This is a genomic window from Pseudomonas sp. AC252 (genome assembly GCF_979258105.1).
On sequence record NZ_OZ409837.1, the window covers coordinates 3,498,951 to 3,514,331 of the forward strand.

At 59.0% G+C, this 15,381-nt stretch carries 16 protein-coding genes and 1 pseudogene; 7 read left to right on the forward strand and 10 right to left on the reverse strand.

Annotation, left to right across the window (positions count from 1 at the left end):
* Positions 1 to 44: 44 nt before the first annotated feature.
* The 4 genes from ACZZZ4_RS15955 to ACZZZ4_RS15970 form a co-directional block, all read right to left on the reverse strand.
* The gene (locus tag ACZZZ4_RS15955; protein WP_463548210.1) at positions 45 to 1,877 is read right to left on the reverse strand and encodes an ABC transporter ATP-binding protein; all 1,833 of its coding nucleotides are present in this window, start codon (positions 1,875 to 1,877) and stop codon (positions 45 to 47) included.
* 88 nt (positions 1,878 to 1,965) lie between these two features.
* On the reverse strand, positions 1,966 to 2,529 hold the full coding sequence (locus ACZZZ4_RS15960) for a peptidylprolyl isomerase (RefSeq protein WP_039760996.1): 564 nt from the start codon (positions 2,527 to 2,529) through the stop codon (positions 1,966 to 1,968).
* Positions 2,530 to 2,532: 3 nt separating this feature from the next.
* Positions 2,533 to 3,336, reverse strand: a complete 804-nt coding sequence (locus ACZZZ4_RS15965) for an alpha/beta fold hydrolase (protein WP_463548211.1) — start codon at positions 3,334 to 3,336, stop codon at positions 2,533 to 2,535.
* 14 nt (positions 3,337 to 3,350) lie between these two features.
* Positions 3,351 to 4,274, reverse strand: coding sequence for a LysR family transcriptional regulator (locus ACZZZ4_RS15970; RefSeq protein ID WP_016771199.1), 924 nt, complete (start codon positions 4,272 to 4,274; stop codon positions 3,351 to 3,353).
* 49 nt (positions 4,275 to 4,323) lie between these two features.
* On the opposite strand from ACZZZ4_RS15970, the gene ACZZZ4_RS15975 reads away from it, so the two are divergent.
* From ACZZZ4_RS15975 to ACZZZ4_RS15985, 3 genes and pseudogenes are all read left to right on the forward strand, one after another.
* On the forward strand, positions 4,324 to 4,638 hold the full coding sequence (locus ACZZZ4_RS15975) for a 3-phosphoglycerate kinase (protein ID WP_129998982.1): 315 nt from the start codon (positions 4,324 to 4,326) through the stop codon (positions 4,636 to 4,638).
* Positions 4,639 to 4,889: 251 nt separating this feature from the next.
* The gene (locus tag ACZZZ4_RS15980) at positions 4,890 to 5,489 is read left to right on the forward strand and encodes an FMN-dependent NADH-azoreductase (RefSeq protein ID WP_076566485.1); all 600 of its coding nucleotides are present in this window, start codon (positions 4,890 to 4,892) and stop codon (positions 5,487 to 5,489) included.
* A gap of 360 nt (positions 5,490 to 5,849) precedes the next feature.
* Positions 5,850 to 6,715 (forward strand): annotated as a pseudogene (locus ACZZZ4_RS15985) (carboxylate/amino acid/amine transporter).
* 106 nt (positions 6,716 to 6,821) lie between these two features.
* On the opposite strand, the gene ACZZZ4_RS15990 reads toward ACZZZ4_RS15985, so the two are convergent.
* Positions 6,822 to 8,120 carry a mechanosensitive ion channel family protein gene (locus tag ACZZZ4_RS15990; protein WP_415763359.1) on the reverse strand — a complete coding sequence of 433 codons (1,299 nt, stop codon included), beginning with the start codon at positions 8,118 to 8,120 and terminating at the stop codon, positions 6,822 to 6,824.
* Positions 8,121 to 8,311: 191 nt separating this feature from the next.
* Between ACZZZ4_RS15990 and ACZZZ4_RS15995 the strand changes: the two genes are divergently transcribed.
* Complete coding sequence (locus ACZZZ4_RS15995; protein ID WP_463548213.1) at positions 8,312 to 9,652, forward strand: DEAD/DEAH box helicase; 1,341 nt, start codon at positions 8,312 to 8,314, stop codon at positions 9,650 to 9,652.
* Positions 9,653 to 9,703: 51 nt separating this feature from the next.
* On the opposite strand, the gene ACZZZ4_RS16000 is transcribed toward ACZZZ4_RS15995, so the two are convergent.
* On the reverse strand, positions 9,704 to 9,979 hold the full coding sequence (locus tag ACZZZ4_RS16000) for a hypothetical protein (RefSeq protein WP_024012041.1): 276 nt from the start codon (positions 9,977 to 9,979) through the stop codon (positions 9,704 to 9,706).
* 89 nt (positions 9,980 to 10,068) lie between these two features.
* Positions 10,069 to 10,803: a DUF899 domain-containing protein gene (locus ACZZZ4_RS16005; protein ID WP_463548214.1), complete on the reverse strand. Its 735-nt coding sequence runs from the start codon at positions 10,801 to 10,803 to the stop codon at positions 10,069 to 10,071.
* 172 nt (positions 10,804 to 10,975) lie between these two features.
* Here ACZZZ4_RS16005 and ACZZZ4_RS16010 point away from each other — a divergent pair, with 172 nt between their 5' ends.
* The gene (locus ACZZZ4_RS16010; RefSeq protein WP_056783658.1) at positions 10,976 to 11,368 is read left to right on the forward strand and encodes a hypothetical protein; all 393 of its coding nucleotides are present in this window, start codon (positions 10,976 to 10,978) and stop codon (positions 11,366 to 11,368) included.
* Positions 11,369 to 11,488: 120 nt separating this feature from the next.
* Here the strand turns inward: ACZZZ4_RS16010 and ACZZZ4_RS16015 are convergent, their stop codons facing one another.
* From ACZZZ4_RS16015 to ACZZZ4_RS16025, 3 genes are all read right to left on the reverse strand, one after another.
* On the reverse strand, positions 11,489 to 12,358 hold the full coding sequence (locus ACZZZ4_RS16015) for a DUF6279 family lipoprotein (protein ID WP_039761013.1): 870 nt from the start codon (positions 12,356 to 12,358) through the stop codon (positions 11,489 to 11,491).
* A 77-nt stretch (positions 12,359 to 12,435) separates the two neighbouring features.
* Positions 12,436 to 13,152, reverse strand: a complete 717-nt coding sequence (locus tag ACZZZ4_RS16020) for a TorF family putative porin (RefSeq protein WP_039761016.1) — start codon at positions 13,150 to 13,152, stop codon at positions 12,436 to 12,438.
* Positions 13,153 to 13,355: 203 nt separating this feature from the next.
* A complete protein-coding gene (locus ACZZZ4_RS16025) occupies positions 13,356 to 13,544 on the reverse strand; it encodes a hypothetical protein (protein ID WP_016985943.1) in 189 nt (62 codons plus the stop codon).
* A gap of 338 nt (positions 13,545 to 13,882) precedes the next feature.
* On the opposite strand from ACZZZ4_RS16025, the gene ACZZZ4_RS16030 reads away from it, so the two are divergent.
* Entirely contained in the window at positions 13,883 to 14,719 is an 837-nt protein-coding gene (locus ACZZZ4_RS16030) for a CvfB family protein (protein ID WP_016771157.1), read from the forward strand.
* Between the two features lie 94 nt (positions 14,720 to 14,813).
* A complete protein-coding gene (locus ACZZZ4_RS16035) occupies positions 14,814 to 15,206 on the forward strand; it encodes a DUF2177 family protein (RefSeq protein WP_463548215.1) in 393 nt (130 codons plus the stop codon).
* Positions 15,207 to 15,381: the final 175 nt, after the last annotated feature.

Sequence of the window (15,381 nt, forward strand, 5' to 3'; positions counted from 1 at the left end):
GGCTGCATTCCCACGCAGAGCGTGGGAACGATCGTATCGCGCGATCAGTCGATGCCGACAAAGCCTCCGGTCTGGTGCGCCCACAACCGCGCATACAAGCCGCGATGGGCGAGCAGTTCGGCGTGGGTGCCGCTTTCGGCGATCTTGCCGTTCTCCAGCACCACCAAGCGGTCCATGCGCGCGATGGTCGAGAGGCGGTGGGCGATAGCGATCACGGTTTTGCCCTGCATCAAGGTCTCGAGGCTTTCCTGAATCGCCGCTTCGACTTCCGAATCCAGCGCCGAGGTGGCTTCGTCCATGATCAGGATCGGCGCGTCCTTGAGCAGCACCCGCGCGATCGCGATGCGCTGGCGCTGACCGCCGGACAGTTTCACCCCGCGCTCGCCGACATGCGCATCGAAACCGGTACGGCCTTCAGCGTCGGACAGCAGCGGGATGAACTCATCGGCGCGAGCCTTGTGCACGGCCTCCCACAGCTCGGCGTCGGTCGCATCCGGTTTGCCGTAGAGCAAGTTGTCGCGTATCGAGCGATGCAGCAGCGAGGTGTCCTGAGTGATCATGCCGATCCGTGCGCGCAGGCTTTCCTGGCCGACTTCGGCGATGTTTTGCCCATCGATCAGGATGCGTCCGCCCTCGACGTCGTACAGGCGCAGGAGAAGGTTGACCAGAGTCGATTTGCCGGCGCCGGACGGGCCGATCAAACCGATTTTTTCCCCCGGTTTGATGCTCAGATTGAGGTCGCCGATGATCCCGCGCTTCTTCCCGTAGTGGAAATCCACGTGCTCGAAACGCACTTCGCCCGAGGCGACGGCCAGCGGTTTGGCCTGCTCGCGGTCGGTGACGCTGACCGGTTGCGAAATCGTCCGCAGACCGTCCTGCACCATGCCGATGTTTTCGAAGATCCCGGTGACCACCCACATGATCCAGCCGGACATGTTGACGATGCGAATCACCAGGCCGGTGGCCAGGGCAATCGCGCCGACGGTGATCAGCGACTGCGTCCACAGCCACAAGGCAAGCGCCGTGGTGCCGACGATCAGCAGGCCGTTCATGGTGGTGATCGCCACGTCCATGCTGGTCACCACGCGACCGGCCATTTGCGCTTTGACGGTCTGTTCTTCGATCGCTTCCTTGGCGTAGTGCTGTTCGAAGTTGGTGTGGGCGAACAGTTTCAGCGTGGCGATATTGGTGTAGCCGTCGACGATACGGCCCATCAGTTTCGAGCGTGCGTCAGAAGCCTCTACCGAGCGCTCTTTCACACGCGGCACGAAGTAATACAGCGCGCCGATGTAAGCGACGATCCAGGTCAGCAACGGAATCATCAGGCGCCAGTCGGCTTCGGCGAACAGCACCAGCGAGCTGATCGCGTAGATCACCACGTGCCACAGCGCATCGACCGCTTGCACGGCGGAGTCGCGCAGCGAGTTGCCGGTCTGCATGATGCGCTGGGCGATGCGCCCGGCGAAGTCGTTCTGGAAGAAGTTCAGGCTCTGCTTGAGCACGTAGCTGTGGTTTTGCCAGCGGATCATGCTGGTCATGCCGGGGCTCAGGGTCTGGTGCACCAGCAAGTCGTGCAGGCCGAAGAAAATCGGTCGCAGCACCAGGGCGACCACCAGCATCCAGGTCAATTCGAGGGCGTGGTCGCTGAAGAAATTCGGGTTGGGCGTGCCTTGGGCCAGATCGATGATGCGGCTCAGGTAACTGAACAGCGCTACTTCGATCAACGCGGCGAACAGGCCGACCACGAGCAGGGCAGCGAAACTCGGCCAGACCTGCTTCAGGTAATAGACGTAGAAGGGCCAGACGCGGTCCGGCGGGGACGCCGTCGGGGCGTCGCGGAAGATATCGATCAGTTGTTCGAAACGGCGATAGAGCATCAGATAACCGCCCGGAATCCGGGCTCTCCTTTTATCAGTGCGAGCGGCGCAGGCTCAGCCCCACGCCGCTCGATATGCCCGGTGAAACTCAGTCGATGCGCTTGGCCGACTTGATGATCACAGGGTCGACAGGCACGTTCTGCATGCCTTGTTTGGTGGTGGTCGGCGAGTTGACGATGATGTCCACGACATCCATGCCCTTGACCACTTTGGCGAACACCGCGTAACCGGCGTCACGACCCGGATCGAGGAAGGCGTTGTCGGCAACGTTGATGAAGAACTGGCTGGTCGCCGAATCAGGGTTGGAAGTACGCGCCATCGACAGGGTACCGCGAACGTTGTGCAGGCCATTGCTGGCTTCGTTCTTGATCGGCGCCTTGGTGTCTTTCTGTTGCATTTGCTGGGTGAAGCCGCCGCCCTGAGCCATGAAGCCCGGGATCACGCGGTGGAAAATGGTGTTGTTGTAGAAGCCGCTGTCGACGTATTCAAGGAAGTTCTTCGTGCTGATCGGTGCCTTGACCGGGTCCAGTTCGATTTCGATCTGGCCGTTGGTGGTGTCCAGCAGCACGTGGGGCGCCTTGGCCGGGGTAGCAGCCATCAGGTTGGCGGCAAACAGTACGGAGCCGGCGGCGAGGGCGAGTTTTTTCAGCATGGGTCAGTGATCCTGAGAGTAAAGGTCGGCTGTGGCGAGAAAATCCAGCAGCGTGTGATTGAAGCGTTCGGGTTGATCGAGCGGGGTGGCATGGCGCGAGTCGTCAATGACCACCAGCCGCGCATCCGGCAGCAGTTTTACATAGGTTTCCTTTAACGCCACCGGTGTGTAGTCACGGTCGGCGCTGATGACGAGCGTTGGACAGGACACCCGGGAAAGTCGTTCCTGAACGCCCCAGCCCACGATCGCATCGAAGCTGGCGAGATAAGCACGTTTGTCGTTTTTTGCCCAGCGTTCGGCCATTTTCCGCCGCAGATCGGCCTGTTCCGACTTGGGAAAAAGTTTGCTGCCGAGGGCTTTGCCGATGGTTTCCAGGCTGAGCAGGCGCATCAGGCTCCAGCGTTTGAACCACTGCCAATAATCATCGCGGCTGCGTAATTTGACCTGAGGTGCGCTGTTGACGATGGTCAGGCTCTTGAGTGCCTGCGGCTGATCGACGGCGAGTTGAAAGCCGATCATCCCGCCCATCGACAGCCCGACGTAATGTACCGGGCCGAGGCGCAGGTGCTCGATCAAGGCCAGCAGGTCGGCGCTGAACCCGGCGATGCTGTAGCGCTCGCGGGGTTTGTCCGAGCGCCCGTGGCCGCGAATGTCCGGGACGATCACCCGGTAGTGCGCAGCTAGCGCCGGGATCTGCATTTCCCAGTCCAGGGTGCTCGAGCCGAGCCCGTGAACCAGCAGCAACGGCGCACCGTGGCCATATTCCTCGTAGTGCAGGTTGCAACCTTCGTGCTCGAAATACGCCATCGGTGAACTCCGTGTCAGGCTTGTTCTGGTGCGGCAAACGGTGCGTCCAGCGGCAAGGTGTCGAAGGTGCGCAACAATTCGATAAGGATTTGCGTGGCCGGGCCCAGGGGTTTGTCCTTGTTCGAATACAGATAGAAGCTCGAATTGCGGCTGCCGCCCCGATCCAACGGTAGCAGCTTGAGCGAGCCATCCTTGAGTTCGCGGTCGATCATGTGTCGCGGCAGCCAGGCAAAGCCCAGGCCGCTGCTGACAAAGGTGGCGGCGGTGGCGAGGCTGCCGACGGTCCAGCGCTGTTCGGCGCCGAGCCAGCCGACATCGCGCGGCTGCTGGCGGCCGGAGTCGCGGATCACCACTTGCATCTGGGTTTCCAGATCCTGAAAGCTCAGCTCGCGGTTGAGCCGATGCAGCGGGTGATCAGGGTGGGCGACGGCAACGAACTCGACATCGCTCAACTCCGCACCCAGGTAGCCCGGAATGCTCAGGCCGGTGATGGCCAGATCCGCCACGCCTTCGAGCAGCACTTCCTCGACCCCCGACAACACTTCCTCGCGCAGACGCACGCGGCAGCCGCGACTCTGCGGCATGAAGGCGGTCAGGGCGCGGACGATCCGCGCGCTCGGGTAGGCCGCATCCACCACCAGCCGCACTTCCGCTTCCCAGCCTTGCTCCATGTGATGCGCGAGGTCTTCGAGTTGGCTGGCCTGTTTCACCAGTTGCCGGGAACGGCGCAGCAATACGCCGCCGGCCTCGGTGAGCACGGCTTTGCGCCCGTCGATGCGCAGCAACGGCACGCCGAGCTGATCCTGCATGCGGGCGACGGTGTAGCTCACCGATGATTGCGAACGGTGCAGGGCCTCGGCGGCCTGGGCGAATCCGCCGTGGTCGACTACGGCCTGCAACGTTCGCCATTGATCAAGGGTCACGCGGGGCGCTTTCATCAATAGCTCCTCTTGTCCTAAGCTGGCCGTCCCTCATGGAGACTGCCGAATGAAAAAATTCTGTTGTGTGGTGCTGGCGCTGCTGCCGCTGACCGCGTTTGCCTATCCGATCGATGTGCAGAAAGATCTCAACGGCATGAAGATCGACTTCGAGACGTTCGATACCGACAACGACATCGGCTCGATCCGCGTGGCCAACTACGGTGATGTCGATGCGACCTGCCGTGCGGTGTTCAGCAACGGCCCGGAAGCACCACGCACGCGCAGCATCGATGTGCCGGCCGGCAAGCATAAAAACGCCACGGCCAAGTTCACCCGCGAGATCATCAAGCTGCGCATCAAACTGACTTGCACCCCGAAATAAGCTCGGTCTTCTGAACACCTTGGATCCATTGTGGGAGCGAGCCTGCTCGCGAAGACGGAGCGTCATCCAGAGATGATGTGACTCACATTCCGCTTTCGCGAGCAGGCTCGCTCCAGCATCGGTATGTGGGTTTAGCTTATAAACTAATTTATCGATGGGTTACAGCGGATATTTGCGCTTTTTCATCGATTCGACTCTGTTTAACCTTCACTCCATCGACTTACAACATATTCGGATGGAGGCTACACACCATGTCCCGCGTTCTGATCATCGAAAGCAGTGCCCGCCAGCAAGACTCGGTTTCCCGTCAACTGACCCAGACTTTCATCGCTCAGTGGAAAGCCGCGCACCCTGCCGATCAGATCACCGTGCGTGACCTCGCCGCGAACCCGGTGCCGCATCTGGACGCCAACTTGCTCGGTGGCTGGATGAAGCCCGCCGAACAGCGCAACGACAGTGAACAGGCGTCGCTGGACCGCTCCAACCAATTGACTGATGAGCTGCTCGCCGCCGATGTGCTGGTGCTGGCGGCACCGATGTACAACTTTGCGATCCCGAGCACGCTAAAGGCCTGGCTCGATCATGTGCTGCGCGCCGGAGTGACTTTCAAATACACCGAGACTGGCCCGCAAGGTCTGCTCAGCGGCAAGCGTGCCTTTGTCCTGACCGCTCGCGGCGGTGTGTATGCCGGTGGTCCTGCGGATCATCAGGAACCGTACCTGCGTCAGGTCATGGGTTTCATCGGCATCAACGACGTGACCTTTATCCATGCCGAGGGCATGAACCTGGGCGGTGACTTCCAGGAAAAGGGCCTGAATCAGGCCAACGCCAAATTGTCTCAGGTTGCTTGATCGGTTAATCGCCAGATAATCGCTGGATGGTCTAGTGACCTGGCGCAACCCCTTCAAGGTTCCACGCGCATCGAACCTCCCTTTGCACTTTTGCTCCTGAGTGCTGTAGCCCGATTGAACGCTTTAGCGAGATCGGGCTTTTTTTGTCTGCGATTTGTCTGAACACTGCACATCCAAATTTCACATAAGTCCCTGTGGGAGCGGGCTTGCCCGCGATGGCGGAGTGTCAGTCGACAAATACTTGCCTGACCCTCCCTCATCGCGGGCAAGCCCGCTCCCACAGGGATTTGTGTTGTTCGAGGGTTCGCGGTCTGGCGCAAAAACCGCTATCGTCGCCGCCATTCGATTTTCGAGGCGAGCATGGGCTATCTACTTTTTGTCACGCTGATCCAGGCGTTTTCCTTCAGTCTGATCGGCGAATACCTGGCCGGGCATGTCGACAGTTACTTCGCGGTGCTGGTGCGTGTGGTGCTGGCCGGATTGGTGTTCATTCCGTTGACGCGCTGGCGTTCGGTGGAGCCGGCGTTCATGCGTGGCATGTTGCTGATCGGCGCGTTGCAGTTCGGGGTGACTTACGTCTGCCTGTACCTGAGCTTTCGCGTGCTGACGGTGCCGGAGGTTTTGCTGTTCACCATCCTCACGCCGCTGCATGTGACGTTGATCGAAGACGCGCTGAACCGCCGCTTCAATCCGTGGGCATTGGTTGCCGCGCTGGTCGCTGTGGGCGGTGCGGCGGTGATTCGTTTCGACAGCATCAGTCCAGACTTCTTCATGGGCTTCCTGCTGCTGCAACTGGCCAACTTCACCTACGCCGCCGGGCAAGTGTTGTACAAGCATCTGGTGGCCAAGCATCCGAGCGATCTGCCGCATTACCGGCGTTTCGGTTATTTCTACCTGGGCGCACTGGCGGTGGTGCTGCCGGCGTTCCTGTTGTTCGGCAAGTCGAACTTCCTGCCGGAAGCGCCGCTGCAATGGGCGGTGTTGCTGTTTCTCGGACTGGTGTCGACGGCGCTGGGTCTGTACTGGTGGAACAAAGGCGCGTGCATGGTCAACGGCGGCACACTTGCGGTGATGAATAACCTGCATGTGCCGGTGGGGCTGCTGTTGAATTTGCTGATCTGGAATCAGCATGAGGAACTGGGGCGGTTGTTCCTTGGAGGGGTGTGATTCTGGCGGCTGTGTGGATCAGTCGGTTGGGCATCCGCAAATCCCCGGGCGCCGCATAACCCCTGTGGGAGCGAGCCTGCTCGCGAAGGCGTTGGGTCAGATAAGTATGGGTCGACTGACACATTGCATTCGCGAGCAGGCTCGCTCCCACATTGGATCTTTGGGTTACATCAGGTGTTTTTCCGGCTGCGGAATACTCGCCGAGCCCAACACCGCCGGCAGCAACCCCGCGCGCAAATCCCCGCCACTTGGCTGTTGATACAGACTCAAGCCAAACTCCGGCAACACCGCCAGCAAATAATCGAAAATATCCCCCTGAATCCGCTCGTAATCGGCCCACACGGTGGTGCGGGTGAAGCAGTAGATTTCCAGCGGAATGCCCTGCGCGGTGGTCTGCATCTGCCGGACCATGCAGGTCATGTTCGGCTGAATCTCCGGATGACTCTTCAGATACGCCAGTGCGTAGGCGCGGAAGGTGCCGATGTTGGTCATGCGGCGGCGGTTGGCCGACATGGCTGCGACATTGCCCTGGGCTTCGTTCCAGGCCTTGAGCTCGGCTTTCTTTCGGCCCATGTAGTCGGTCAGCAGGTGCACCTGCGAGAGCTTTTCTTCCTCGTCGTCGCGGATGAAGCGCACGCCGCTGGCATCGATGAACAGGCTGCGTTTGATCCGCCGACCGCCCGATTGCTGCATGCCACGCCAGTTCTTGAACGACTCGGACATCAGCCGCCAGGTCGGGATCGAGACGATCGTCTTGTCGAAATTCTGCACCTTGACCGTGTGCAGCGTGATGTCGACCACGTCGCCATCGGCGCCGACTTGCGGCATCTCGATCCAGTCGCCGACCCGCAGCATGTCGTTGCTGGTCAGCTGCACGCTGGCGACGAACGACAGCAGCGTGTCCTTGTAGACCAACAGAATCACCGCCGACATCGCACCCAGACCGGACAATAGCAACAGCGGCGAGCGGTCGATCAGGGTGGCGACGATAATGATCGCGCCGAACACGTACAAGACCATTTTCGTCAACTGCACATAGCCTTTGATCGAGCGGGTGCGAGCGTGTTCGGTGCGTGCGTAGATGTCGAGCAGGGCGTTGAGCAGGGCGCTGACCGCCAGCAGCAGGAACAGGATGGTGAAGGCCAGGGCGACGTTGCCGAGAAAATTCATCGCGGTTTTGCTCAGCTCCGGCACCAGGTGCAGGCCGAACTGGATCACCAGCGACGGCGTCATCTGCGCCAGCCGTTGAAACACCTTGTTGTGGCGAAAATCGTTGATCCAGTGCAGCGCCGGTTGGCGGCCGAGCATGCGGCTGGCGTGCAGGATCAGATAACGGGCCACTCGTCCGAGCACCAGCGCGATGACCAGCAGCACCAACAGCGCCAGTCCCGATTGCAGAAGTGGGTGCTCTTCGAGCGTGCCCCAGAGGCCTTGGGCTTTGAGCCAGAGCTGTTTGATATCCATGAGCGAAACGTTTCTTCTGTAAGACGCGAGGGCCGATTAGAGCATTTAAAACGCTGTGTATTGCAGCGAGTGACAAATCGGGCAACAAAAAAACCACTGATTGTCGCCGTTTGCACAAAGAAACTCGGCCTGAGCGCTCGAAACCGGTAACCTATGCAGCTGTTTTTTTGCATATCTTCGAGGTAGCACCCGTGTTTTCCCAATTCGCCCTGCACGAACGCCTGCTCAAAGCCGTGGCCGAGCTGAAATTTGTCGAGCCAACGCCAGTGCAAGCCGCGGCCATCCCGCTGGCGCTCCAGGGGCGTGATCTGCGGGTGACGGCGCAAACCGGTAGCGGCAAAACCGCCGCTTTCGTCCTGCCGATTCTCAATCGCCTGATCGGCCCGGCGAAGATCCGCGTGAGCATCAAGACGCTGATCCTGCTGCCAACCCGTGAACTGGCCCAGCAGACGTTGAAGGAAGTCGAACGCTTTGCGCAGTTCACCTTCATCAAGTCCGGCCTGATCACTGGCGGCGAAGACTTTAAAGTCCAGGCCGCAATGCTGCGCAAAGTGCCGGACATCCTCATCGGCACTCCGGGGCGGATGATCGAGCAGCTCAACGCTGGCAACCTCGACCTGAAAGAAGTCGAAGTGCTGGTGCTCGACGAGGCCGACCGCATGCTCGACATGGGATTCGCCGAGGACGTGCAGCGTCTGGTCGATGAGTGCCCGAACCGTCAGCAGACCATGCTGTTCTCCGCCACCACCGGCGGTTCCGGCTTGCGCGAGATGATCGCCAAGGTCCTGAACAACCCGGAGCACCTGCAGCTCAACGCGGTCAGCCAGCTCAACTCGACGACTCGTCAGCAAATCATCACCGCCGACCACAATCAGCACAAAGAGCAGATTGTGAACTGGCTGCTGGCCAACGAGACCTACCAGAAAGCCATCGTCTTCACCAACACCCGCGCCATGGCCGACCGCATCTACGGCCGTCTGGTGGCTCAGGAATACAAAGCGTTCGTGCTGCATGGCGAGAAAGACCAGAAGGATCGCAAACTGGCGATCGATCGTCTGAAGCAGGGCGGTGTAAAAATCCTCGTCGCGACTGACGTTGCGGCCCGTGGTCTGGACGTCGACGGTCTGGATCTGGTGATCAACTTCGACATGCCACGCAGCGGCGACGAATACGTGCACCGCATCGGTCGTACCGGCCGTGCCGGCAACGATGGTCTGGCGATCTCGCTGATCTGCCACGGCGACTGGAACCTGATGTCGAGCATCGAGCGCTACCTCAAGCAAAGCTTCGAGCGCCGCACCATCAAGGAAGTCAAAGGCACCTACGGCGGGCCGAAAAAGGTCAAGGCCTCGGGTAAAGCCGTCGGCGTGAAAAAGAAAAAGACCGATGCCAAGGGCGACAAGAAGAAAACCACGGCCAAGACACCGACCAAGCGCAAGAGCGTGAACCGTCCGAAGCCGGATTCTCTGGTCAGCAGCGACGGCATGGCCCCGCTCAAGCGTCGCAAACCGGCCGAGCCTGCGGCTGAGTAAGCTTTAGCATCACATATAAAAAAACCGGACATTGTCCGGTTTTTTTTCGTCTTAACTGTCAGCTTTCTTCTCCGCCGACCCCAGTTCCTTCAGACGCTGATCGATCAACTGGCATTTGTCCGGCAGATCGGCGCTGGCCGTGCCCAGATCCATTTTCTGCAACTCGGCGTTGATCTCCTTGGCCTTTTCCGGATTCTGCTCGGTGAGCTTGGAGACTTCCTTGGCCAGTTGTTCGCGTTTGATCGTCGCCTCTTCCGGCGTGCAGGCCCAGACGGGCAGGGCGCAGACAAGGGTGGCGGCGAGAGACAGCTTGATCAGGGTTTTCATGGGCAGGCCTCAGTTCCGGTTAAGGCGGGTTAACCGGTTGAGGGCTGAAGCCTGTTAAAAGTTCAGAAACTGTGGAGGCAGCGTTGCGCTCAATCGGCATGACAGCAGCCCGACTTCGTCGCACCGTTATACCGATCATGATGCCGCACCCATTCCATGATCTCGTCTTCATTCCTGCCTTTGGGCGTCAGATCGAGGTAGTGGTAAGCGCCAACCAGCATGTCCAGACCGCGCGCGTATGTTGAGTAAGTGTGGAAAATCTCGCCTTTGTCGTTGCGATAAAACACGCTCAGCCCCGGCATTTCTTCCTCGGCGCTGTGGGTTTTTTCGTAGTTGTAGGTAGCCTTGCCCTCGGCGACGTCTTCAGCCCGGGCGCAGACGCCGAAGTCGTAATTGAAATCGCAGCCTTCTGACGAGACCCAGTCAAATTTCCAGCCCATCCGTTGTTTGAATGCCTGAAACTCGTCGAACGGCGCGTGGGAAACGGCGACTACGGCGACGTCGTGATGGGCCAGGTGCTGGTTGGCGCCGTCAATGTGGTCACTGAGGAACGAGCAGCCCTGGCAGCCTTGCTCCCAGCCTTTGGCGAACATGAAATGGTAGATGATCAACTGGCTGTTGTTGCCAAACAGGTCGTTGAGCTTGAGCTCGCCTTTCGGCCCTTGAAAATGATAGTCCTTGTCGACCTTCACCCACGGCAAGGCGCGGCGCTCGGCGCTGAGGCGATCGCGTTCGCGGGTGAAGGCTTTTTCGTGGGCCAGATGCTGCTCGCGGGCGGCGAGCCATTCTTCGCGTGATACCACCGGATGGTTTGCAACGTTCATGACGATGTCTCCTGCGGATTGAACCGGCTGTTTCAGCCTAGTCGTTCAACGTGCGAGGTAATCGACAGCCGCCGGTCGGTCGAGGCCTGAAATACTGCTGAACGGCTGCGCAGCGCTTCGGTCACAACCTTGAACGCGGCACAAAATCACCCGCACCGGAGGTTGGATCAGGATGACGACTTATAACTGGGATTTGATTGAACGTTTGCTGCATGAAGTGCAGAACAGCGCTGGCCACAGCTTCGCACCCCGCGCTTATGCCGAAGATCATGCGGCCGAGAAAGCCAGCGCCGGCGAGCCGATCGACAATCTCGATCACTTGAAAACCCTGGCCTGTGATTATGAAAAGCTCTTGCTGGAGCGCGGATTCATCGAGCCGCGGCCGGATCATGAAGGCAGCACCGGCAATAACTTCATTCTGACCCCGCGTGGCTCCAGCCTGTTGAGCCTGATCGACAGCAGCATCCCCGGCAACGATCATCCGCGTCAGGTGCTGGATGAGCAGGAGGATGCGCTGGATGAAGTGACGTTTGATGAAGTCGCCTCAAAGGCTCAAATCGCCTGACTGAACACCGCCCCTTGGTAGGAGTGAGCCTGCTCGCGATAGCGGTCTGTCAGTCACAGATGTACTGACAGAAATAACGCTATCGCGAGCAGGCTCACTCCTACAGGGGATGTGTATTTCTCAGGGTTTTTGTGCAGCCTTCAGGCACTTGAGGTCATTGAAGTCCTTACGCACTCCCTCGATTTTCTTCAACAAACGCTCACGCTGCTGCGGTGTGCTCTCTGCCATCAGGTCAACGAACAGCGAGCGCGCCTGGGCTTCGGTGTTGGCGTAGGCCTTGCGGTAATCCGCTGTCCATAACCGCTCGCGGTTGACCAGAAGCGTCTCGATGCGTTGTGGGAATTCCGCGCTTTTGCGTTGCGCAACCGCGGCGCTGAACTGTTGCTGCCAATGCGCGCGGTTGGCGATCCATTGGGTGTTCTGGTCGCCCAAGGCGTTGGTCCAGGCCACAACGCGTTGTTTCTGCGTGTCGCTGAGCGGGCCCAGCCAATCGTTCAGGCGTTTTTCCATGCGCTCGCCGCGTTCCTTGATCTGCTGCGCTAACGGCGGTTTCACGTATTCCTGCTGACGTTTGCGCAAATCCTTGGCAAACGCGTCGTTCATTTCCGCCACCTGTTTATCGTCCAGACCTTGCAGCAGCTCAATGGCCGAAGGGGTGATTTCCCGGGCGGTTTCGGCAATGGCCTGCTTGGCTTCGGCGGTGCGCTCCTGCAGGGCGGCGTCGGTGACCTGATTGCTTTCGACCATGGCCTGCAATCGGTCCAGCCAGTCGAGGTAACCGGGTAACTGCGTAGTGCAGTGCCAGCTCAGGTGTTCTTTGAGCCGTTCGTTGAACCAGTCTTTCTGCTCGCCGTTCATGTCCACGTAATCGCTCAGCGACCACGGGATAATCACGTCGAGGTTGCGGTAGGCCAGGCCCACGCGGCTGCAAGCGCCAAGGGCGAGGGTGAAGATCAGCAGGGCGGCAATCTGTTTGAACCAGCGAGACATGGGCAAATCCTTGCGAGAGCCTGGCGTCGGAAATCTGATTCTTATGTGATGCAGGATGCGCGCGGCAGTTCAGCCGATCAATAGAACGTGCGTACAGCCTTGAGGGTGACGAGGCCGTCGCACTCGCTGTTGTGCCCGGAATAGGCCGAGCAATCGCTGCCGCTGAGGCTGGAATTGCTGTAGATCAAATCAAGATCGACGCCCATGAATGGCCTCGACAGCTTCACTGACCAATCGGTGAAACTGCTGATATACCCGCCGTCCACCGCCACCGGCGTATTCAATTGGTGCGTGGTGTATTTCATGCTCACGCCAATGCCGAACGGCTGATTGCCAGTGAGGTCGGCAAACAAGGTGTTGTTCTGTTTATCCGGGTCGTTGCTCAGGGCAATGCCAAAGCGACTGCCGAGCAGGGTCAGGCCACCGAACAGCTCTTGGCTGTCGAGGGTGTCCACGCGGGGATAGCTGTAATGGATCATCCCGACTTCATAGCCGAGCACCTGATCGAAAGGTTGCTTGAAGCCGACGTAGGAATCGATCTCGAGGTTCTTGCCCGGGCTGATGCCCATGCTCGGCGCGTACTGGCCGAAATACACGCCGCTGTCGTGGCTCAGATCGAGGCCACCGTGGAACGAACCGACCGCCGCTGGTTTGACCAGACCCTGGGCCATGCTGCGGCTGGGCGTGGTGCCTAGCTTGAGATCGAAGTCGCCCAACTCACCCTGAAAAACCTGCGCGTGCGCAGCCGTGCCTGACAGCAGGCTGACGAACAATAAACAGGGTAATGGGCGCATGCGTCACTCCATGAACCGCGAGCGCAGGGCGAAGGCCTGCTGAAACGCTTGATCTAGACGCGTGCAAGGATACCGGCGAATGCCCGGCATTGATGGCCGTTCGTCGATTTTCGGGAATTTTAGTTTAAGGCGAAGGGGTGTTTCGCGGTGCCAGTCCAGGCGCTTCGAAGCTCAAAGCGCCTCTGGACGGGGTGAAACCGGTATTACTTCTTGCCCAGGCTGATCTGCTTGGACGGGCCGAATGTCTGGCCACTGACGCCTTTGGCAATTTGCTGAATCTCGCCGCCGGACTTGAGGAATGCTGCGATCTGATCGTTGATCGATTCGCTGGTTTCAACGGCTGGAGCTGGCTTTGCTTTGCTGGTGGATGCTTTTACACGCATGGCGGCCATTAACCTTTAGAAAAGTAACTCGGCCAGGCATCGTACAGGAATAACTTGACAATAGCTTGGTAAATATCCCCCGGAATAACCAACCCCAGCGCTGCATTATTGCCGGTTCGATACTTTAAATATGCCGCTAAGCTGCTGTTTTAAATAAGAACATGTGCGCGCGACGAGGCGATCGGGCGCAGCCGCAAGCCGCTTGGGCGGACTGACGAGCGGCACCTCGTCGGGCAGTGCTCAAGCAAATCAACAGGTTGACGCAGATTTTCCGCTGCGAGGATCTGTCGCCCGACGTTGGCGGCAAAAACGGGTAGAATGCCGCCCACGTATTGAGGGTTTCGGAAATGGCTTTAGTCGGGCGTTACAACAGTTTGCAAGTGGTTAAACACACTAACTTCGGTTTATATCTGGACGGCGGTGCCGATGGCGAAATTCTTTTGCCCAACCGTTATATCCCTAAAGATATTCCCAGCGAAGATGAAGACTGGCTCAACGTATTCATCTATCTGGACAGCGAAGACAAACTTCTCGCCACCACGGAAAAACCGAAAGTTCAGGTCGGCGAATTTGCCAGCCTGAAAGTGGTTGAAGTCAACAGTATCGGCGTGTTCCTCGATTGGGGCCTGCCGAAAGATCTGTTGCTACCGTACTCGGAAGAAAAGCGCCAGATGACTGCTGGCGAATACTGCGTGGTGCACGTCTACCTCGACAAACACACGCGCCGCATCACCGCCACCGCGCGCCTCGATCGTTACCTGGACAAGACCCCGGCCACCTACAGCCCGGGCCAGGAAGTTGATCTGCTGGTAGCCGAAGCCACCGACATGGGCTTCAAGGCGATCATCAACAACAAGCACTGGGGCCTGATTCACAAGAATGAAATCTTCAAGTTCATGCGTTCGGGCATGCGCGAGAAAGGCTTCATCAAGGAAGTGCGCGCCGACGGCAAGATCAGCCTGAGCCTGCAACCGGTTGGCCAGGAAGCGGCCAGCAGCCTGAGTTCGAAGATTCTCGGCAAGTTGCGCGAAAACGACGGCACCCTGGCGGTCAGTGACAAGAGCGATCCGGCATTGATCAGCAGCCTGTTCGGCGTCAGCAAGGGCAACTTCAAGAAAGCCATCGGCTCGCTGTACAAGGAAGGCAAGATCGTCATCCACGCCGATCGCATTGAACTAACCTGACTCGCCGCAGGCCCATGGTAGGAGCTGCCGAAGGCTGCGATCTTTTGATCTTGATCTTGAAAATCGGCAGCTCCCACATCTAAGGGGTGAGCCAATGAAAAAGGCGCTGATCGCTTACGTCTCGACGCTACTGACGTTTCTTCTGCTCGACGGTATCTGGCTCGGGCTACTGATGGCGCCGACCTATCGCGAACTGCTCGGTTCGCTGATGCTGGAAAAACCGCTGCTGTTGCCCGCAGCGGTTTTTTATTGCCTGTACGTGATTGGCTGCGTGGTGTTTGTCGTGTTGCCGGCGCTGAGCTGGCAGCGAGCGGCGAAGCTCGGTGCGTTGCTGGGGCTGGTGGCGTACGGCACTTATGACCTGACTAATTGGGCGACCTTGCGCGACTGGTCGGTGCAGGTGAGTTTGATGGATTGGGCGTGGGGGACAGTGGCGACTGCAGTTGCTTGCACGGTGGGTCATTTGTTGGCGAAGCGGTTTGCCTGAGCTGATCCTGCAGTTGTGTTGGCAATGCTGGCCTCTTCGCGAGCAGGCTCGCTCCCACGATGAATTCCCGTCGTTCACAAATTCCACTTCCACCACAAATCCCCTGTGGGAGCGGGCTTGCCCGCGAATGACGGCGCAGCCGTCAACCATTCAGCGCTGACGCCACTGACCAAAT